Origin of the sequence: Paraburkholderia sp. J76 (genome assembly GCF_905220295.1) — a bacterium.
GTDB lineage: Bacteria > Pseudomonadota > Gammaproteobacteria > Burkholderiales > Burkholderiaceae > Paraburkholderia.
The window spans coordinates 138,729-156,590 of record NZ_CAJMZJ010000012.1 but is presented as its reverse complement, the minus strand read 5'-3'; the positions used below and the strand labels follow the sequence as shown (position 1 = coordinate 156,590).

Below are 17,862 nucleotides of genomic sequence, written 5' to 3'. Positions count from 1 at the left end.
ATGGATTAACGCGCTTTAACGCGCCTCGCGCGCCACGCGGCACGCTGCCAGATCCCACGCGCCGCTGCCGACCGTTTTGAGCAGCACGGGCGCGCCATCATGCTTCGCGCCGTCCGTCACGGCGGAGCCTATCGTGCGCACATTCGCCCAGTCGATGCCGGCCTGCAGCAGGTCGCCCGCTTCTTCGCGCGCTGCCGCCAGATCGTCCACGAACACGCGGCTTGCGCGCACCGTTTCCTGCCCGATTTCGGCGGCGTCCGGCGTGAAGGCGCCAACGCCGATCACGAGCCGGTCCTCGCGCGCCGCGGCATCGTACACGGGCGTCTTGCTCGTGGTCGCCGCGATGACCGTGTCGGCTTCCCCGGCCATGTCGCCGCGCGCGGGCGTCACGCGCACGCCGGACTGCGCAAGCCGGGCGCAAAAAGCTTCCGCGGACGCCTCCGTGCGGCCCTTCACGTAGAGCGTCGCCGCCGGATAAAGCTGGCCAATCGCCTCGGCATGAAAACGCGCCTGCTGCCCGGTGCCGATCACGAGAAATGCGCGCGGCGCGCCCGGGTGAAAGAGCCGCACGCCCAGCATGGAAAGCGCCGCGGTGCGCCGCCCGGTGACGGTCGGCCCGTCGAGAATGAATTCGGGCTGGCCCGTCGAGCCGTTGCACACCGTCACCGCGCCGAAGATGGTCGGCATGCCGAGCGCCGTGTTGGCCGGGCACACGCTCACGAGCTTGTGGATGGCGATGTCGTCGGCGCTCGCGGGCATCGAGAGCATGACCCCGTTGCCCTTCAGCGGCACGCCGGTGCGCACGGGCGCGTGAATGCGGCCCGCGTCGTGGTCCTGCGCGGCCGTGGCGAGGGCGTCGAGCAGCACGCCGTAGTCGAGCAGGCGCGCCGTGGCGGTCGCGTCGTAAATCGCAATGGGCTCCATCGAATATTCTCTCCTGATGAACGATGCGTGGGCGGGACCGCGTGAGTTGCGGCCCCGGCCTCAAAAGCGGTCGATGCGAAACGGTGCGAGATCGACAGCGGGCGTGTCGCGCGCCATCAATTGTGCGACGAGTTCGCCGGTGAGCGGTCCGAGCGTGAGGCCCAGATGCTGATGGCCCGTCACGACGAAGGCATTCCGCGCGCCGGGAATCTCGCCGATCATCGGCAGATAGTCGGGCAGCGTGGGGCGCTCGCCGTACCAGCGGCTCGCGACCTGCGGGGCTGGCTCGCCGGGAAAGAGTGTCTGGAACTGCGTGGCGAGCAAGTCGGCGCGGCGCCAGTCGGGCGCGCCGCGCGCGCCAAGCTCGACGGTGCCGGCAAGCCGTATGCCTTGCGCCATCGGGTTGCAGGTGAAGCCGCGTTCGACGAAGCTCACGGGCACGCGCGGCGTGTCTTGCGACGGCGCGGCGAGTTGCACGTGATAGCCGCGCTCGTTGGTCAGCGGAATCCCTGCGCCAAGCTGCTGCGCGAGTTCGCCGCTGTGCGAACCCGCCGCGATCAACACTTTCGCGGCCGGCTGTGTTTCGCCGTTGAGCGTGACGCCGATACGTCCATCGGGCAGGGCGCGCAACGCATCGACGGCGGCGCATGTGAAGCTCGCGCCCGCCGCGAGCGCGGCGTCGAAAATGCGCACGACGACCTGCTGCGGATTCGTGACCGAAGCCATGCCCGGAAAGTAGCGCGCGTGGCTGATATGAGGCGTGAGCGACGGCAGATAATCGCGCCGCACCTGCCCGGCCGAGAGCGTTTCATAGCGCACGCCATGCAGGTCGAGCAGATCGAGTTGCGCGCGCTCCGTTGCGTGCGCAACGGGTTGCTCGAACACGTAGAGCGAGCCGACGTCGCGAAAGAGATCGTTGGCGATCTGTTGACTTAGAAGCCGACGCCACGCTTGCGCCGCGTTGGTCACGAGGCTAGCGAGCGCGCGGGTATTGCGCCGAAAACGCGGGCGCTGCGCCTGAGCGGCGAATTCCAGCACCCACGGCGCCATGCGCGGCAGGCTGCGCTTGTGCAGCCGTAGCGGGCTGTCGCGACGCAGCAGCATGCGGGGGAGGCCCGCCATCGTCTCGGGACTTGCGAGCGGCGCGACATGATCGACAGCGATCAGCCCCGCGTTGCCGAACGAGCAGCCCGAGCCCGGCGGCGCGCTGTCGACGACACGCACGCGCATGCCGCGTTGCGCCAGGTTGAGCGCGGCGCATGCCCCGACGATGCCCGCACCGATGACGACGACGTCTTCCATGTCAGTCTCGCGACGAAGAAGTGGTTGTGCTTCGATGCTAACCCATCAATTTCCTATAGGAAACTTTTTTCTGATCGTGTATCTCGTGTGATCGAGCCGCATATCAGGCGTGGCCTTGGGACGCGTTGTAGGCGCCAGCCTGCTCCAGCAGCCACGCGCGAAACCGTTCCAGCGGCTTGCCGTGGCTGAGTTCGGTGGGATAGACGAAGTAGTAGCCGCCATCGGCAATGGCCGGCGCTTCGAACGGAACAACGACGCCGAACCGCTCTAGCTGGCCTTCCACGAAGAACTTCGGCACGAGCGCCACGCCGAGCCCGGCCGCCGCGGCTGCGATCAGCATCGTGTGCAGTTCGTAGCGTACGCCGTGCATGGTGGCGTTGTCTTCCACGCCGAGGTCGGAGAACCAGCGCGTCCATGCGTCGGGGCGCGTGGTGGAATGCAGCAGCGGATAGGCGAGTAGTTCATGCGCTTTCTTGATGGGCCGCGCCAGCAGCGAAGGCGAACAAACAGGCACCACTTCCTCGCCGAACAGAAAATCGGACGATGTGCCGGGCCAGGTGGGCTTGCCGTAGTGAATGGCGGCTTCGAAATGCGATTCCTCGAACGAAAACGTCTCCGTGCGTACGCCCATGTTCACGCGCACGTCCGGCGTGCGGTCGTAGAAGTCCTTGAGGCGCGGAATCAGCCATTCGGAGGCGAAAGTCGGCAGCACGGCGAGTTCCAGATAGCCGCCGCCGCTGCCGTGAGCGATGATCGAAAGCGTGTCGCGATCCAGATTTTCGAGCGCACGGCGCACCTGCGTGCTATAGAGCCGGCCCGCGCGCGTGAGCACCACCCGCTGCTTGGCGCGCACGAAGAGGCGCACGCCGAGATTCGATTCGAGCGTGGCGATCTGGCGCGACACGGCGCTTTCGGTGAGAAACAGCTCTTTGGCGGCGTGCGTGAAGCTCTCGTGCCGCGCGGCGGCTTCGAAGGCCGTGAGCGCGCCGATGTTCGGGATCTTGAACTTGCGCATGTTGATTCCAGAAACTCATCAAGTGACAATTTAATCTCGCTTTACGCACGGCGCAACCATTCGAATAATGCATTCCACGTATAACTTGCCCAACGACTGCTGCTGAGGCGGCCGTTTCCTGTGAGATTGGTGATGCGCAATTCGAACGTAGAACGCCTGTTGTCCGCGCTGCTTGGCCGCGAGAAAACCGAAACCCTCTTTGCAACGCTCAACTTTCCTTCGATGCTAGAAGATTGGGAAAGCGGCACCGTCACGCGCGCCGAACTCGCCCAGGCGATGAACATGGCGCTGTTCGAAGACCTGCTGGAGCGCTCGCCCAACGGCCGCACGTACACGAACGATGCAGTGGCGCAGGGCGGTGCGGTGTACTTCGACCACGGCGCGCTGCGCACGGTGCGCTGGGCGCAAAACGGCGCGCTGCCGCCCGGCGAAGCGGCGTTCACGCGCATTCTGCGCCCGCTCGGTTTTCGGCTTAACGGCCGCTATCCGCTCGACAAGCTCGGCATGACGGGACGCGCTTATGCCCACGAAGACGCGCCCGACGAAATCGCACAGTTCTTCGTGAGCGAACTGCACCCGGAGCGCTTTTCGGCCGCGTTCCAGCAAGCCGTGACGAACGTGGTGGGCGCGTCGAAAGACCCGCTTACGCCGCTGGCCATTGCGCAGCTTTCCGAACTCGAACGCGACGGTTCGCTGCCGCTCGACGCGGCGCTCAAGCTGCTGCCCGTGATCGTCGGCGCGTTCGCGCGGCAGCACGATGTGCCATCTATTTCGGACTACGAGACGTTGCTGGAAGAGTCCGCGGAAATGGCATGGATCGCAACGGAAGGCAACGCCTTCAATCACGCGACCGACCGCGTGGAAGACGTGTTCAAGCTTTCGGACGACGAAAAGGCCAAGGGACGCCCGATGAAACCCAGCGTGGAGACCTCGCGCTCGGGCCGCGTATTTCAGACCGCGTATCGGGCCGATACCGTCAAGCGCGAATTCCGCGCGGCCGATGGCCGGCGCGTGACGCGTGAGGTGCCGGGATCGTTCTATGAGTTCATTACGCGCAAGCGCACGTTCGATCAGGCCACGCGGCGCTGGCAGACCGATTTGCGTTTCGATGCGGGCAACGCCACCGGCATTTTCAAAATGACCGCGAACGCCGCGTAAGCATGGCGGATCAAACGCCCGGCGCGCCTTCGTGCGTGTCCGGGTGCGGTTCGTTGATGAGCCAGAGGACTTCGGCGTCTTCCTCGCTCGTGGAAACGGCCGCATGCCCGGTGCGGCTGTCGAAATAGAGGCTGTCGCCGGCGGCGAGATGCGTGGGCGCATAAAGTTCGGAGTACAGACAAACCGAGCCGCTCAATATGAAGAGAAATTCTTCGCCTTCGTGGCGGCCCCATTCCGTGAACTCATCGAGCGAATGCGCCGTTACGCGAATGCGAAACGGATACATCGCCTTGTGCGCGAGTTCCGTCGCCAGCAGTTCCATCTGATAGCAGCCCGCCGAATGCTGCTGCCCGCCGCCCTTGCGGGTGAGCGCGCGGCGTCCGCTCGCGCGCGGCCTGGGCGCCGAGCCGAACAGTTCGCCAAGGTCGATCTTCAGGCCGTGAACGATCTTCTGCAGCACGTCGAACGTCGGGGACATGACGCCGTTTTCCACCTTCGAGAGCGTGGAGCGCGACACGCCGCATGCGCGGCTGGCGGCCTCGAGCGTGTAGTCGTGCTTCAGCCGGGCCGCCTTGACGCGCTTGCCCAGTTCCGCCGAAGCATGCTCGGCGGGCTTGAGGGACGGGATTTCCATTCGGGAACTCGGGTGCTTGCTGATTTGTTCGTATCGTACTCTATGTTTCCGATCATAACATTCGCGTGTTGTCTGGCATTTGCCGATGCTGCGTCACGCCTCGCCGTATTCCGCGTCCTGGCGGGCTTGATGAGAAAAGCGCATTACGTCGTGATTAGATTTCGTTTGATGCCCGCGAAACCGCTGCCGACAATCCTCGCACGTCCCCTTTCCGATACCGAAGGAATATCGTATGCCAGCTCGTTTCCTCGCTTCTCGTCGTGGCTGCGCGATCGCAGCGTCGTTGATGTTGGTGGCCGGCGCGGTCAGCGCGCAGGAAATGGTCGTGAAGATCGGCGTGGCCAGCCCGCTCACGGGCGGCGGCGCGGCGTACGGCAAGGACATCGAGAACGGCGTGCGTCTGGCCGTGGACGAAGCCAACGCGGCGCATCCCACCATCGGCGGCAAGCCGGTCAAGTTCGTGATCGACTCGCAGGACGACCAGAGCGACCCGCGCATTGGCGTGCAGGTCGCGCAGCAACTCGTGGACGACAACGTGGCTGTCGTAATCGGCCACTTCAATTCGGGCACGACGCTGCCGGCCTCGAAGATCTACGCGAAGGCGGGCATTCCGATGATCACGCCGGCCGCCACCAATCCGGCGATCACGCAGGGCGGCGCGCCGACCATCTACCGCGTGATCGCCACCGACTCGCAAAACGCCGGCAACGCGGGCAACTACGCGGCAACGGTGACGAGGGCGAAGCGCATCGCCATCATCGACGACCGCACGGCCTTCGGCCAGGGCGAAGCCGACGAGTTCGAAAAGGCCGTGAAGGCGGGCGGCGGCACGATCGTCGCGCGCGAGTTCACGAACGACAAGGCCGTGGATTTCAGCGCGCAACTCACGAGCATCAAGCGCACGAATCCCGACCTCGTGTTCTTCGGCGGCCTCGACGCGCAGGCGGCCATGATCGTCAAGCGCATGCGCCAGCTTGGTCTGAAAGCGCAATTCCTCGCGGGCGGCGGCGTCATGGACGCAAACTTCATCAAGCTCGCCGGCGATTCCGCCGATGGCGCTTCGGTGTGGGAATACGGCCAGCCGCTCGGCACGCTGCCCAAGGGCCGCGGTTTCGAGGCGAAGTTCAAGCAGAAGTACGGGATCGACATGCTCGCCTACGCGCCGTTCGCGTACGACGCGGCGTGGGTCGCCATCTCGGCGATGGAGAAGGCGGGCTCCGCGACGCCGGCGCAGTTCAACGCGGCGCTCAAGGCCACGAACTACGACGGCATCACGGGCAAGATCGCATTCAATGCGCAGGGCGACCTGAAGAGCCCGAGTTCGACGCTGTACCAGGTCAAGAACGTCGCCTGGGTGCCGGTCACGACGCGTACGGCCGACTAACCTGGACACCCGTTGCTGCTTCGTGTTGTCGCCGAAAAATTGCGCGTGTATAGTTTCCTAAAGTATCAATGTTTCGTATCGGAAATTTTTAAGGGATTCTACCTATGAAAGCCTCCTCCATCCTCTCGGATCTCGGTATTTCCCAGCTCGCGGAAGCCGGTGACATCGCCGTGCATTCGCCGATCAACGGTGAACTGATCGGCCGCGTCGCGAGCCAGTCGGCGGCCGACGTCGACGCCGTGCTCGCGAAGGCGCAGGAGGCGTTCAAGACCTGGCGCAACGTGCCCGCGCCGCGCCGGGGCGAACTCGTGCGCCTGCTTGGCAACAAGCTGCGCGAACAGAAGCGCGCGCTCGGCAGCCTCGTCTCGCTGGAAACCGGCAAGATCTTCCAGGAAGGCCTGGGCGAAGTGCAGGAAATGATCGACATCTGCGACTTCGCTGTTGGTCTCTCGCGTCAGCTTTACGGTCTGACCATTGCATCGGAGCGCCCCGGCCACCGCATGGCGGAAACCTGGCACCCGATGGGCGTGTGCACCGTCATTTCCGCGTTCAACTTCCCGGTTGCCGTGTGGTCGTGGAACGCCGCGCTCGCGCTCGTGTGCGGTAACGCCGTGGTCTGGAAGCCTTCGGAAAAAACGCCGCTCACCGCGGTTGCCGTCAACAAGATCATGCAGGACGTGCTGAAGGAATTCGGCGATGCGCCCGAAGGCCTCACGGCTCTGGTGGTGGGTGGCCGCGACGTGGGCGCGAAGCTCGTGGCCGACCCGCGTTCGAACATCGTGAGCGCAACGGGCAGCACCGAAATGGGCCGCACGGTAGGCGTGGAAGTCGCGCGCCGCTTTGGCCGCTCGCTGCTCGAACTGGGCGGCAACAACGCGGGCATCGTTTCCGCAACCGCCGATCTCGAACTCGCGCTGCGCGGCATTCTGTTCTCGGCGGTGGGCACGGCGGGTCAGCGCTGCACGTCGCTGCGCCGCCTCTTCGTGCACGAGAGCGTATACGACAAGGCGGTCGAGCGGCTCAAGACGCTGTACGGCAAGGTCGTGATCGGCAATCCGCTGGAGCAAGGCACGCTGATGGGACCGCTCATCGACGAGCAGTCGTTCGCGCGCATGCAGGCGGCGCTCGAACAGGCAAAGCAGGAGGGCGGCAAGGTGTTCGGCGGCGAGCGCCACACGGTGGCGGGCAACGAAAAGGGCTTCTACGTGCGTCCGGCGATTGTCGAGATGCCGTCGCAAACCGAAGTTGTCCTGAAGGAAACCTTCGCGCCCATTCTTTACGTGCTCAAGTACAGCGATTTCGGCGACGCCATCGAGGCGAACAACGCGGCTCATCACGGCCTCTCTTCGTGCGTGTTCACGACGGACCTGCGCGAGAGCGAACGCTTCACGTCGGCATCGGGCAGCGATTGCGGCATTGCGAACGTGAACATCGGGCCGAGCGGCGCGGAGATCGGCGGTGCGTTCGGCGGCGAAAAGGAAACGGGCGGCGGCCGCGAGTCGGGCTCCGACGCGTGGAAGGCTTATATGCGCCGCGCGACCAACACGGTCAATTATTCGTCGGCGCTGCCGCTCGCGCAGGGCATCGATTTCAACGTCGAATAAGCGCGTTTGGTGTACGCGACCGGGCGCATCGCGCGCCCGGCCGAGGGATCGATTCGCGCAAATCCAATCGCTGCGCGCCGCAGTTATCCGCAATCTGGAGCCAGTCGTGAGTTCTCAAGTCGTTATCGTTGGCGGCGGGGTAATCGGTAGTTCTATTGCTTATTTTCTGCGCGCGGCCGATCCAACGGTTTCCGTGACCGTGTTCGAGCGGGACCCGAGTTATGCGCGCTCGTCGTCGGCGCTTTCTGCCGCGTCGATCCGGCAGCAGTTTTCCACGCCGTTGTCGATCCAGATGTCGCTCTTCGGCATCGAGTTTCTGCGCGGCATTGGCGAGCGGCTCGAAGTGAACGGCAGCCGTCCGTCGATCGATCTGCACGAGGGCGGCTATCTTTTCCTCGCGACGGACGCGGGCGACGCCACGCTGCGCGAGAATCACGCGCTGCAAACGAGCCTCGGTGCGGACATCGAACTCATGTCGAGCGACGCGCTGCGCGCGAAGTTTCCCTGGCTCAATGTCGAGGATCTCGCAAGCGGCGCTTATGGGCGCAGCGGCGAAGGCTGGTTCGACGGCTACGGCCTCGTGCAGGCGCTGCGCAAGAAGGCGCAGTCGCTCGGCGCGCGCTATGTGGCGGCCGAGGTAACGGGCGTCGTGCGCAGCGGACGCAAGATCACGCACGTAATCGCGAGCGATGGCGAACGCCATGCGTGCGATACGGTCGTGAACGCCGCCGGCGCGTGGGCGCGCAAGCTCGCGGAAATGATGGACATCGACATTCCCGTTTATGCGCGCCGCCGCAGCATTTTCAACGTATCGTCGCCCGCGCGGCTTGCCGCTTGCCCGTTGCTGATCGACCCGTCGGGCGTGTATTTCCGCCCGGAGGGCAATACGTATATCACCGGAACGTCGCCGGGCGCGGAGAACGACCCCGACGATCTGCCGCTCGACGAAGTCGATCACGCCATCTTCGACGACGTGATCTGGCCCACGCTCGCGCATCGCGTGCCGGAGTTCGAAGCGCTGCGCGTGGAGAACTGCTGGTCGGGCTATTACGAGTACAACGTGCTCGACCAGAACGCAATCATCGGTTACCACCCAGCCGTCGACAATTGCATATTCGCCAATGGTTTTAGCGGGCACGGCTTGCAGCAGGGGCCGGCCACGGGGCGGGGCGTGAGCGAGTTGATTCTCAATGGCAGGTACGCCACGCTCGATCTTTCTTCGCTCGACTGGTCGCGCGTGCTGGAAAACCGGCCGATCGTCGAAAAGAATGTTGTGTGACGGCTCAGTTAGCTCTCCAAACCATGTACGACTTCACCGCGCCTTTTCAGCACCCAGCCGGTTCGCCGATTCGCGAGCTTTTCAAATACCTGGGAGAACCAGGCATGATTTCGTTCGCTGGCGGTTATCCGGCCAGCGACCTGTTCGACGCCGCTGGACTCCAGGCGGCATCGGCCCTGGCCTGGCAGGCTCCCACGCGCTGCCTTCAGTATGGCCCGACCGACGGCTTGCCCGAGTTGAAGACGCAACTGCTCGCGCTGATGGCACGCCGTGGCGCGACTTGCGCGCCCGAGGAAATGCTCGTCACGACCGGATCGCAGCAAGGTCTCGATCTCCTGTTGCGCGTGCTGCTCAGCCCGGGCGATACGGCCTTGACCGAGCAGCCGGCCTATCCTGCCACGCTGCAGGCGCTCAGGCTTCAGCAAGCGCATGTCGTGACCGTTCCCGTAGACGGCGACGGCCTCGACGTGGACTTACTCGCGGCGCGGCTCGCCTCGGGCGCGATTGCGCGGCCGAGGCTCCTGTACACGGTGCCGACCTTTGCCAATCCCACCGGGGCCACGCTCACGCGCGAGCGGCGCCTTGCGCTCCTGCGTCTCGCCGTTCAGTACCGTTTCGTGATAATCGAGGACGATCCGTACGGCGATCTGCGTTTCGCGGGTAATGCGGTGCCGACGATGCTGGCGCTGGCAAGCGAAGTGCAGGGCGCGCGCGATTGGATCGTGCACTTCTCGAGTCTTTCGAAAATCGTCGCGCCTGGCTTGCGCGTCGGCTGGACCATCGCACCCGCCGAAATCGCGCGCCGCTGCATGATCGCCAAGCAGACCGTCGATCTGTGCAGTACGCCGTGGACGCAGGCGATTGCCGCACATTATCTGGAAGCGGGCTCGCTCGAGCGGCATCTTCCGCACATCGCGCAGGCGTATCGGCGCAAATGCGAGGCGCTTTGCGATGGCTTGCGCGCGCAGTTCGGCGAGGAAATCGCGTTTCATCAACCCGAAGGCGGCATGTTCGTGTGGGCGCGCATTCCCGGCGCGGCGATCGATGCGCTCTTGCCGAATGCAATCGCGAACAAGGTGATTTTCGTGCCCGGCAAGGCGTTTTTCGCTGACGAGCCCGACGCCGCGTCGCTGCGCCTTTCGTTTGCCGCGCCGAACGTAGATGAGATTCGTGAAGGCGTGGCGCGTTTGAAGCGGGCCGCGCAGGCCACGCGAACGGCGAGCGCGGCGTCTGCATCGGTTTGAAAAGCCTGCGGCTTATGAGCGATTCGAGCGCCGCGCAACCGGTTGCGCCAGCTCGACGAATCGCTGCACGCATGTCGATGTGAACGGTTCGATCCACGAGACCGTCTGGTCGAGTACCGGCGCGCCGCTCAACGGCACGTAGGTCACGCCCGAGCGTCGCAGCGCCATCGTGAAGGCCGGCACGATGGCGACGCCGCGCTCGGCCGCGACGAGCGAGATGAGCGTCGCCGTCTGCGAAGCGGTGGGCCCGATGCGCGGCTCGACACCTGATTGCGCGCACAACGAATCGAGCGCCGCGGTCAGCGCGGACCCATATCCCGGCGGAAGAACCAGAAACGACTCGTCGCGAAGCTCGGCGAAGTCGAGCGACTTCTTGCGCGCATGCGCGCTGCCGCCCGGCACGGCTGCGACAAGCGGCTCGCGCGCGATCACGAGCGAGCGCACACCGTCTTCGTGCGCGCTCGCCGCCGACCAGCCAAAACCGATATCGAGTGCGCCCTCAACGATCTGCCGATGCTGATTCGCGCTCGCGACTTCGCGAAACGTCAGTTCAACCTCGGGCAGCGCGCGGCCCGCATTGCGCACGATTTGCGCGAACGCATCGGACATCGGAATCGAACTCGTATAGCCGATCGCGATGCGGCCTGTCATGCCCTGTGCGAGCTTGCGAGCGGTGGCCTGCGCTTCGCCGGCGGCGTGCAGCACGCTACGCGCTCGCTCAAGGAACAATGCGCCTTCGGGCGTGAGTTTGACTGCGCGCGTCGAACGCTCGAAAAGGCGAATGCCGAGTTCGGTTTCCAGCGCCGCGACGTGGCGCGTGAGCGGCGGCTGCGCGATGTTCAGGCGCACCGCGGCGCGCCCGAAGTGCAGTTCTTCGGCGACGGTGACGAAATAGCGGAGGCGGCGCAAATCGAGCATTCTTGTTCTGGCGGTATCAATGGCGACGAAATCGGTATTGGCGCATGCGCTGGCCGGTCTTCAGACTGTCGATTGTGTCGATTGGACCAGACAGGGCATCAAGCGTGAAAGACAAATCCATTCGAGCCGCGTTCTTCCTGTGCGGCTTCGCGGCCTTCATCAATCTCTACGCCACGCAAGGCATTTTGCGCGAACTCGCCGCGGCGTTCGGCGTGAGCGCGGAACGCGCCGGGCAGGGCGTGAGCGCAACGACGCTGGCCGTCGCCATTATCGCGCCGTTCGTCGGCGCCCTGGCGGCGCGCTTCGACAGGCGCAACGTGATTGTCGCCGCCGCGCTCGCATCGGCGCTCCCCGTTGTCTGGTCCGCGCACGCCACGAGTTTTGCTTCATTTCTCGCGGCCCGCTTCGCTGTTGGCCTGCTAATGCCGTTCATTTTCGCCCTGTCGATTTCGTATATCGGCGAACGCTATCGTCGCGAGGACGCGACCGAAGTGAGCGCGATTTTCGTGGCCGGCACCACGCTGGGCGGTTTCGCGGGACGCTTCGTCACGAACCTGCTGACGTCGATGCTCGGCTGGCGCCACGCGCTCGACATCGTGGCAATGCTCGGCCTGGCGGCGGGTTTCGCGATTTATGCGAACTTACCCGCTGCGGGGACCGTGCGCGCGCAAGGCGCTGGCGCAGCGAAGGCGCAATGGAAACTCGCGATGCGCGGCCCGGTGCTCGCCGCGTTCGCCGTGGGTGCATGTGTGCTCGCCTCTCAGGTCGCGACGTTCACGTTCGTCGGCCTGCGGCTCACGTGCGCTCCATTCGACTTTTCGACGGCGGGCGTCGGCGCGATTTATGCCGTGTTCCTGGTGGCCGTGGTCGTTACACCGCTTTCGGGCCGTATGGCGCGGCGCCGGGGCCCGCGCGACCTCGCACTCGCGGCGGTGGGTCTCGCCGTTGCGGGGAGCCTGCTGACGCTGCCCGACCGCATTGGCGCGATTCTCATTGGCCTCGCGCTCGGTTCGACGGCGGTTTTCGTCGAGCAGGCCTGCGCCAACGCGTTTATTTCCCATGCCGCGGCGGGGGCCCGAACCACGGCGATCGGCATCTACCTCTCGTGCTATTACCTCGGCGGCAGCCTCGGTTCCGTGTTGCCCATTCCCGCATGGCATCGCTGGGGCTGGGCGGGGTGCGTGGCGTTCGTCGTGGCCGCGCAGGCGCTGGTCGGGGCGCTCGTGCTCGCGTTCTGGCGGCCCGAGCGCGGCGCGCGCGTTAGCGGGGTTTCGGTGACGTAAAATGAAGTTCCGCTTCAATCGCATGGCAACTCACGCCATGACCGCAATGATGCCTTCCGGTCAGGAATCGCTCAAAACCCGTCTTGCGCAGGCTCGTCGGCTATTGGCGCTTGCGCAAACGGGTTTGCACTACGCGACGAGCGCATTCGACAAGGAACGGTATGCGGAAATCGCGGACATCGCGCATCGGCAACTCGCGGAAATGGCAACCCTGGAAGCCGGCGAAGTTGCCGCGCTTTTTGCTCGGGAGACGGGATACGCCAATCCGAAACTCGATGTGCGATGCGCCGTCTTTAATCAGGCCGGCGAAATCCTTCTCGTGCGGGAAGCCGTGGACGGGTTGTGGTCGCTGCCCGGCGGCTGGGCCGACGTAGGCGTTTCGCCCGCTGAAAACGCGGCAAAAGAGGTTCGCGAAGAAAGCGGGTACACGGTGAACGTCGTTCGTCTGCTGGCCGTGTGGGACATGCTCAAACACGGTCATCCGCCTTCCCTGTTTCACATCTGGAAGCTGGTTTTCCTTGGGGAAATAATCCGGGCGGGCGAATTATCAGGAGTGGAAACCAACGCCGCTCAATTCTTTGATATCGATAACCTTCCGGCCTTGTCGCTGGATCGAATTCTGCCGGAACAAATTCGACGACTGGACGAACTGCGCAATAGCGCTAGCGTCGAGTTCGATTAAAGGTTTTCAGGCGGCGCCGGTGTGCCCGCTTCTGATTTCGCTTCTGACGGTTTCCAGGCGGCTGCCGGCAAACGGGTCCTGCCGCCAGTCCACGGCGGGGGCCTTGGCCGGCTCCGCTTGGGTCGTCTCGCCGATGGCAAAATGGTCGAGCGACTGTCCCGCGCTGGTTGCCTGCACCACCCAACGGGGCGCGTCGCCCTTGCCGTCCCACGTGTGGCCGGCCGCATCGCGGTAGCGGGCGGCTCGCCGTTGCTCGGCATCCGCGGCCAGGGAGGCGGCAATATCGTCCGGTTCGATTCCAAATTCGGCCATCCGGCGACGCAGATAGGCCACGATGCTTTCGCGTTTTCGTTCGTCCATTTCCAGTTATGTTTCGCTCTGAATGCAACTCTTGAGCAGAATATAGCGCAAGTCGCGTGCCGCCAGGATATCACAGCCCTTGGGGAGTGGCTTGCCGCACGAGGAATCCGTAAGTCAACGGGTCACTGTTGTCCACGATCCAGGTCGCAAAACCATAAACGAACGCTTTGAAGTCGCCGGCGGTCGTTTCGCCAGGCATACGCCCTTTGAAAACCGTGCCGATAATGATTTCGTTGATGAGCGTGTCGCCTTTGCCGGGTTCGCCGCGCCCGCTGGCGAGCGGTCCACTTCCCGGTTGGCAACTATACAGCAATTGGCTTGCGTCGAACTTTGTCCGCGTGTTCGCCGTCCCACTGAACGAAGGCTTATTGCGCGCGCTTCGCACGCCGAACATTACCCGCCGCCCATTCAGGACGCGCGCTCAATGCCGCCACCAGATCGCGCATTGTATCCTTGACCTTGAGAACGGCGTTGCTCACGAGCGGCGTGTCTTTCCAGCAAAGAGAAAGATCACGCGTGAAAAGGCTGTGATTCAGCGGTGCGAGTTTCAGTTTGCCCTCGTCCAGTTCCACGTGAGCGGCAGTCCACGGGAGAACGATCACGCCGAGCTTTGCCATGACCGCGGCGAATAGCAATGCCGTCGAACTGGCCTCGAAAAGTATTTTGCACGCCAATCCTTTTTCGCGCAGCGCCCATTCAACGCGGCTGCGAATGGTGTTCGGCGCGCTTGGCAGCACCATCGGCATTGTCGCGAGTGCGTTCAACGCAATCGGCTGCCGGGGAAGCTCGAACTCTGGCCATGCAATCAGATACAACGCCTCGGACAACAGGTGTTCGGCTTGAACGCCATGGGTTTCCACAGCATCCGCGACGATTGCCAGGTCTACACGCCCGCCTGCAATCAGGTTGTGCAAATCGGCAGTGGGCGCCTCGATGAGTTCGATCACGATGCCCGGATAACGCGCTCGCACAGCCTGCGCAAGCGGGATGGCGAGCACCCTGGATGTGCTCGAGGGAAGCCCGACTGAAACCTTGCCTTCGGGAGATTCGGCGTCCTGTCGCAAGAGTTCGCTCGTGCGGTCGGCCTGCCGCAAGAGTTCCAGCGCATGGCGATGCAGTGTTTTGCCGGAGGCCGTTGGCGCGACGCCCTGGGTGCTTCGCTCGAGCAGCAGAGTACCGAGTTCGGTTTCCAGATTGCGTATCTGCTGGCTGACGGCGGGCTGTGCAACATGAAGCGCCTCGCTGGCGCGCGTGACATTGCCGTATTCCACGACCTTCACGAAGTACCGCAATTGTTTCAGGTCCATGCCAGGTCTCCTGTCTCGCCATAAGATTTTCTTCTTGCGTGAGAGGAATATCATATTTTTCATCGATTGCGTCACTTCTTATACTCGCCTCACATAACCGCCGCCGAACGACGAACTTCCATGCCCGGACGGCGAATACAAATGGAGACGAGCATGCAGAAAACCCTTGTGACAGCTTCGGATGAAGCGAGGTCGCGGCGGACGCCGCTTTCGCGGGAGCAAATAGGCGGCTTCTGGGCGGTGTACCTCGGCTGGGTTCTCGATGGCGTGGACTCGGTCATCTACGCACTGGTACTTATCCCCGCGCTCACGGAATTGCTTCCCCTTTCCGGCATCGAACCGACGCCCGGCAATCTCGGGATGTACGGCTCGATCCTGTTTGCGTTGTTCCTGATCGGCTGGGGCATGTCGTTCATCTGGGGCCCGCTCGCCGACCGTTACGGGCGCGTTCGAGCGCTGGCGGCCAGTATTCTGATTTACTCGATTTTCACCGGCGCCGCGGCCTTCGCGCACAACGTGTGGGAACTCGGGGTGTTCCGTCTCGTCGCGGGCATCGGCGTTGGCGGCGAGTGGGCGCTTGCGGGCACCTACATCGCGGAGAGTTGGCCCGAGGACCGCAGAAAGATGGGCGCGGGCTACCTGCAAACCGGCTACTACCTGGGTTTCTTCATTGCCGCGTGGCTCAATTACACGGTCGGCGCGCAATACGGCTGGCGCGCCATGTTCCTTTGCGGCCTGGCGCCGGCGCTCCTCGCCATCTTCACCGTATTCAAAGTGAAGGAGCCGGGAAAATGGGACCGTGAAGCTGCGCGCCGCGCTGCTAACACGCAACACGCTGCCTCGCCATTGCGGCTGATATTCGCCCCTGAATTCCGGCGCCGCACCATCAGCAGCGCCGCGCTCGTCGGCGTGGCGATCGTGGGGTTGTGGGCGGGCTCAGTCTATGAAGCGAGCGCCGTCGTGAGTCTCGCGACGCGTGCCGGACTGAGTAAAGTCGACGCGATTCATCTTGCATCGGTGGGCGCGGCCATTCTTTCTGTTGGCACGATTATCGGCTGTCTGGTCGCGCCGTATATCGCGGAGAAATTAGGGCGTAGAACCGCACTCGGTTTGTATTTCGCCGGGATGGCGGGCTCCATCGTACTGGCGTTCGGATGGGCGTTCTATCTGCCCGACGGACTTCGTCTATTCATGGCGTCCCTCGCGTTGTTGGGATTCTTCGGCGGAAACTTCGCGATTTTCTCGCTGTGGTTGCCGGAACAGTATCCGACGCGCATACGCGCGACCGCCTTTGCATTCAATGCATCGGTTGGCCGCTTCATTGGCGCAGGCGTCAATTTCGTCCTCGCCGCCGCGATCAACTGGCAAGGCTCGCTGGGTACGCCGGTCGCGTGGACCGCGGCAGCCTTTGGTTTGGGAATTCTCATCTTGCCCTTTGCTACCGAGACACGCCACGCGCGCCTGCCGGAGTAACCTTGGCTGAAACACGAAAATTGCAACTGGAGACATCGAATGAAAGCGTTGGAGAAAATCAGGGTCATCGATTTGACGCGCGCACTCTCGGGACCGTTTTGCGCGATGGTGCTCGCAGACCTCGGCGCCGACGTCATCAAGGTCGAAAGCGGTCCGGACGGCGACATGAGCCGCGCGTGGGGACCGTTCGACCGCGGCGTTAGTACGTACTACTTATCATGTAATCGAAACAAGCGCGCGCTATGTATCGATATGCGCGATTCGCGTGGACTGGACGCAGTCAAACGGCTTATCGAAGGCGCCGACGTCGTGCTCGAAAACTTCAAGCCCGGGACCATGGAAAAAATGGGCTTGGGCTACGATGTATTGCGTGCGAGCAATCCGGGCCTCGTGATGGCGAGCATCAGCGGATTTGGCGACTCGGGCCCGCTCAAGGACTGGCCGGGCTTCGACCAGATCGCCCAGGGCTACTCGGGCCTCATGAGTCTCACAGGGTTCCCGGAAGGCGAGCCCACCCGCACGGGTACGGCCATCGGAGACCTGAGTTCCGGCCTCTGGCTGACCATTGCGGTGATTTCCGCGCTCTTCGAGCGCGAGCGCACAGGCCAGGGCCAGCATGTGAGCACGTCGTTGCTCGCGAGCCTGGTCGGCCTGCTGAGCGTGCATGCCCAACGCTATCTGAGCCTCGGCAACGTGCCCGCGCGTACGGGTAATGCGCATTCGGTCATTGCGCCGTACGGCGTGTTCGAAACCGCGGACGGCCCGCTCAATATCGCGCCGATCACGACGGAGATGTGGCGCAGGCTGTGCCAACTTCTCGACCTTCCGCAACTGCCGGGCGACCCGCGCTTCGCGACCAACGAATCCCGCGTGGCCAATCGCGGCGAGTTGAAGGAAATCATCGAAAGCCGGCTGAAGACCCGAAGCAAACGCGAATGGACGGCGTTATTCGTCGATGCGGGATTGCCGGCCGGCCCCATCAACACGCTCGATGAAGTGTTTGCCGATCCGCAGGTTCAGCATTGCGGTCTCGTCGAGGAGGTGCATCATCGCATCCTGGGTCAGGTGCGCCAGGTCCCGACTCCCGTGTTCAATGCGTCGAAGGAGGGAGAACCCGCCGCTCGCGAAGCGACCCGCCATGCGCCCCCTGCATTGGGCGAGCACTCAGTCGAAGTCTTGCGCGAGACCGGCTTTAGCGAAGCGGAACTCCATGCGCTACTCTGCGCGGGAGTGCTTTATCAAATTCCCCGCGTGCCGGGGGCCGAGCGCGGTCTGGCGCAACAGGTGGAGTAACG

16 protein-coding genes and 1 pseudogene are annotated in these 17,862 nt (G+C 63.8%); 9 read left to right on the top strand and 8 right to left on the bottom strand.

Features of this window, described 5'->3' with window-relative positions:
* Window positions 1-15 precede the first annotated feature (15 nt).
* The 3 genes from lhpI to U5768_RS22595 form a co-directional block, all read right to left on the bottom strand.
* The gene (gene lhpI, locus U5768_RS22605) at window positions 16-924 is read right to left on the bottom strand and encodes a bifunctional Delta(1)-pyrroline-2-carboxylate/Delta(1)-piperideine-2-carboxylate reductase (protein ID WP_322032614.1); all 909 of its coding nucleotides are present in this window, start codon (window positions 922-924) and stop codon (window positions 16-18) included.
* Between the two features lie 60 nt (window positions 925-984).
* The gene (locus U5768_RS22600; protein WP_322032613.1) at window positions 985-2,226 is read right to left on the bottom strand and encodes an FAD-binding oxidoreductase; all 1,242 of its coding nucleotides are present in this window, start codon (window positions 2,224-2,226) and stop codon (window positions 985-987) included.
* 103 nt (window positions 2,227-2,329) lie between these two features.
* On the bottom strand, window positions 2,330-3,241 hold the full coding sequence (locus U5768_RS22595) for a LysR family transcriptional regulator (protein WP_322032612.1): 912 nt from the start codon (window positions 3,239-3,241) through the stop codon (window positions 2,330-2,332).
* 132 nt (window positions 3,242-3,373) lie between these two features.
* Between U5768_RS22595 and U5768_RS22590 the strand changes: the two genes are divergently transcribed.
* Window positions 3,374-4,399, top strand: a complete 1,026-nt coding sequence (locus U5768_RS22590) for a DUF1338 domain-containing protein (RefSeq protein WP_322032611.1) — start codon at window positions 3,374-3,376, stop codon at window positions 4,397-4,399.
* Window positions 4,400-4,409: 10 nt separating this feature from the next.
* Here the strand turns inward: U5768_RS22590 and U5768_RS22585 are convergent, their stop codons facing one another.
* On the bottom strand, window positions 4,410-5,033 hold the full coding sequence (locus tag U5768_RS22585) for an XRE family transcriptional regulator (RefSeq protein WP_322032610.1): 624 nt from the start codon (window positions 5,031-5,033) through the stop codon (window positions 4,410-4,412).
* A gap of 232 nt (window positions 5,034-5,265) precedes the next feature.
* Between U5768_RS22585 and U5768_RS22580 the strand changes: the two genes are divergently transcribed.
* From U5768_RS22580 to U5768_RS22565, 4 genes are all read left to right on the top strand, one after another.
* Window positions 5,266-6,417, top strand: coding sequence for a branched-chain amino acid ABC transporter substrate-binding protein (locus U5768_RS22580; protein ID WP_322032609.1), 1,152 nt, complete (start codon window positions 5,266-5,268; stop codon window positions 6,415-6,417).
* A gap of 104 nt (window positions 6,418-6,521) precedes the next feature.
* Window positions 6,522-8,021: an aldehyde dehydrogenase family protein gene (locus U5768_RS22575; protein WP_322032608.1), complete on the top strand. Its 1,500-nt coding sequence runs from the start codon at window positions 6,522-6,524 to the stop codon at window positions 8,019-8,021.
* Window positions 8,022-8,127: 106 nt separating this feature from the next.
* Window positions 8,128-9,300 carry an FAD-binding oxidoreductase gene (locus U5768_RS22570; protein WP_322032607.1) on the top strand — a complete coding sequence of 391 codons (1,173 nt, stop codon included), beginning with the start codon at window positions 8,128-8,130 and terminating at the stop codon, window positions 9,298-9,300.
* A 23-nt stretch (window positions 9,301-9,323) separates the two neighbouring features.
* Window positions 9,324-10,544 (top strand): PLP-dependent aminotransferase family protein, encoded by a 1,221-nt coding sequence (locus U5768_RS22565; protein WP_322032606.1) that lies wholly within the window; start codon window positions 9,324-9,326, stop codon window positions 10,542-10,544.
* Window positions 10,545-10,556: 12 nt separating this feature from the next.
* Here U5768_RS22565 and U5768_RS22560 read toward each other — a convergent pair whose 3' ends face one another.
* Entirely contained in the window at window positions 10,557-11,462 is a 906-nt protein-coding gene (locus tag U5768_RS22560; RefSeq protein WP_322032605.1) for a LysR substrate-binding domain-containing protein, read from the bottom strand.
* A gap of 104 nt (window positions 11,463-11,566) precedes the next feature.
* Here U5768_RS22560 and U5768_RS22555 point away from each other — a divergent pair, with 104 nt between their 5' ends.
* Window positions 11,567-12,745, top strand: a complete 1,179-nt coding sequence (locus U5768_RS22555; RefSeq protein ID WP_322032604.1) for an MFS transporter — start codon at window positions 11,567-11,569, stop codon at window positions 12,743-12,745.
* Window position 12,746: 1 nt separating this feature from the next.
* On the top strand, window positions 12,747-13,427 hold the full coding sequence (locus U5768_RS22550; RefSeq protein WP_322032603.1) for an NUDIX hydrolase: 681 nt from the start codon (window positions 12,747-12,749) through the stop codon (window positions 13,425-13,427).
* Between the two features lie 6 nt (window positions 13,428-13,433).
* Here the strand turns inward: U5768_RS22550 and U5768_RS22545 are convergent, their stop codons facing one another.
* From U5768_RS22545 to U5768_RS22535, 3 genes and pseudogenes are all read right to left on the bottom strand, one after another.
* Window positions 13,434-13,787, bottom strand: a complete 354-nt coding sequence (locus tag U5768_RS22545; RefSeq protein WP_322032602.1) for an H-NS family nucleoid-associated regulatory protein — start codon at window positions 13,785-13,787, stop codon at window positions 13,434-13,436.
* Between the two features lie 70 nt (window positions 13,788-13,857).
* A pseudogene (locus U5768_RS22540) lies at window positions 13,858-14,141 on the bottom strand (proline racemase family protein); the annotation flags it as partial.
* Window positions 14,142-14,152: 11 nt separating this feature from the next.
* A complete protein-coding gene (locus tag U5768_RS22535) occupies window positions 14,153-15,094 on the bottom strand; it encodes a LysR substrate-binding domain-containing protein (RefSeq protein WP_322032601.1) in 942 nt (313 codons plus the stop codon).
* Window positions 15,095-15,247: 153 nt separating this feature from the next.
* On the opposite strand from U5768_RS22535, the gene U5768_RS22530 reads away from it, so the two are divergent.
* Together U5768_RS22530 and U5768_RS22525 are read left to right on the top strand one after the other, a co-directional pair.
* Window positions 15,248-16,567 (top strand): MFS transporter, encoded by a 1,320-nt coding sequence (locus U5768_RS22530; RefSeq protein ID WP_322032600.1) that lies wholly within the window; start codon window positions 15,248-15,250, stop codon window positions 16,565-16,567.
* A gap of 39 nt (window positions 16,568-16,606) precedes the next feature.
* Window positions 16,607-17,860: a CoA transferase gene (locus U5768_RS22525; RefSeq protein WP_322032599.1), complete on the top strand. Its 1,254-nt coding sequence runs from the start codon at window positions 16,607-16,609 to the stop codon at window positions 17,858-17,860.
* The last annotated feature ends 2 nt before the right edge of the window (window positions 17,861-17,862 follow it).

What these genes read in the sequence shown, in the direction of transcription:
- U5768_RS22530 (WP_322032600.1), top strand. Translation starts at nt 15,248, where the DNA reads ATGCAGAAAACCCTTGTGACAGCTTCGGATGAAGCGAGGTCGCGGCGG.
- U5768_RS22550 (WP_322032603.1), top strand. Translation starts at nt 12,747, where the DNA reads ATGAAGTTCCGCTTCAATCGCATGGCAACTCACGCCATGACCGCAATG.
- U5768_RS22595 (WP_322032612.1), bottom strand. Translation starts at nt 3,241, where the DNA reads ATGCGCAAGTTCAAGATCCCGAACATCGGCGCGCTCACGGCCTTCGAA.
- U5768_RS22525 (WP_322032599.1), top strand. Translation starts at nt 16,607, where the DNA reads ATGAAAGCGTTGGAGAAAATCAGGGTCATCGATTTGACGCGCGCACTC.
- U5768_RS22575 (WP_322032608.1), top strand. Translation starts at nt 6,522, where the DNA reads ATGAAAGCCTCCTCCATCCTCTCGGATCTCGGTATTTCCCAGCTCGCG.
- U5768_RS22565 (WP_322032606.1), top strand. Translation starts at nt 9,324, where the DNA reads ATGTACGACTTCACCGCGCCTTTTCAGCACCCAGCCGGTTCGCCGATT.
- U5768_RS22580 (WP_322032609.1), top strand. Translation starts at nt 5,266, where the DNA reads ATGCCAGCTCGTTTCCTCGCTTCTCGTCGTGGCTGCGCGATCGCAGCG.
- U5768_RS22585 (WP_322032610.1), bottom strand. Translation starts at nt 5,033, where the DNA reads ATGGAAATCCCGTCCCTCAAGCCCGCCGAGCATGCTTCGGCGGAACTG.
- U5768_RS22560 (WP_322032605.1), bottom strand. Translation starts at nt 11,462, where the DNA reads ATGCTCGATTTGCGCCGCCTCCGCTATTTCGTCACCGTCGCCGAAGAA.
- U5768_RS22545 (WP_322032602.1), bottom strand. Translation starts at nt 13,787, where the DNA reads ATGGACGAACGAAAACGCGAAAGCATCGTGGCCTATCTGCGTCGCCGG.
- U5768_RS22590 (WP_322032611.1), top strand. Translation starts at nt 3,374, where the DNA reads ATGCGCAATTCGAACGTAGAACGCCTGTTGTCCGCGCTGCTTGGCCGC.
- U5768_RS22535 (WP_322032601.1), bottom strand. Translation starts at nt 15,094, where the DNA reads ATGGACCTGAAACAATTGCGGTACTTCGTGAAGGTCGTGGAATACGGC.
- U5768_RS22600 (WP_322032613.1), bottom strand. Translation starts at nt 2,226, where the DNA reads ATGGAAGACGTCGTCGTCATCGGTGCGGGCATCGTCGGGGCATGCGCC.
- lhpI (WP_322032614.1), bottom strand. Translation starts at nt 924, where the DNA reads ATGGAGCCCATTGCGATTTACGACGCGACCGCCACGGCGCGCCTGCTC.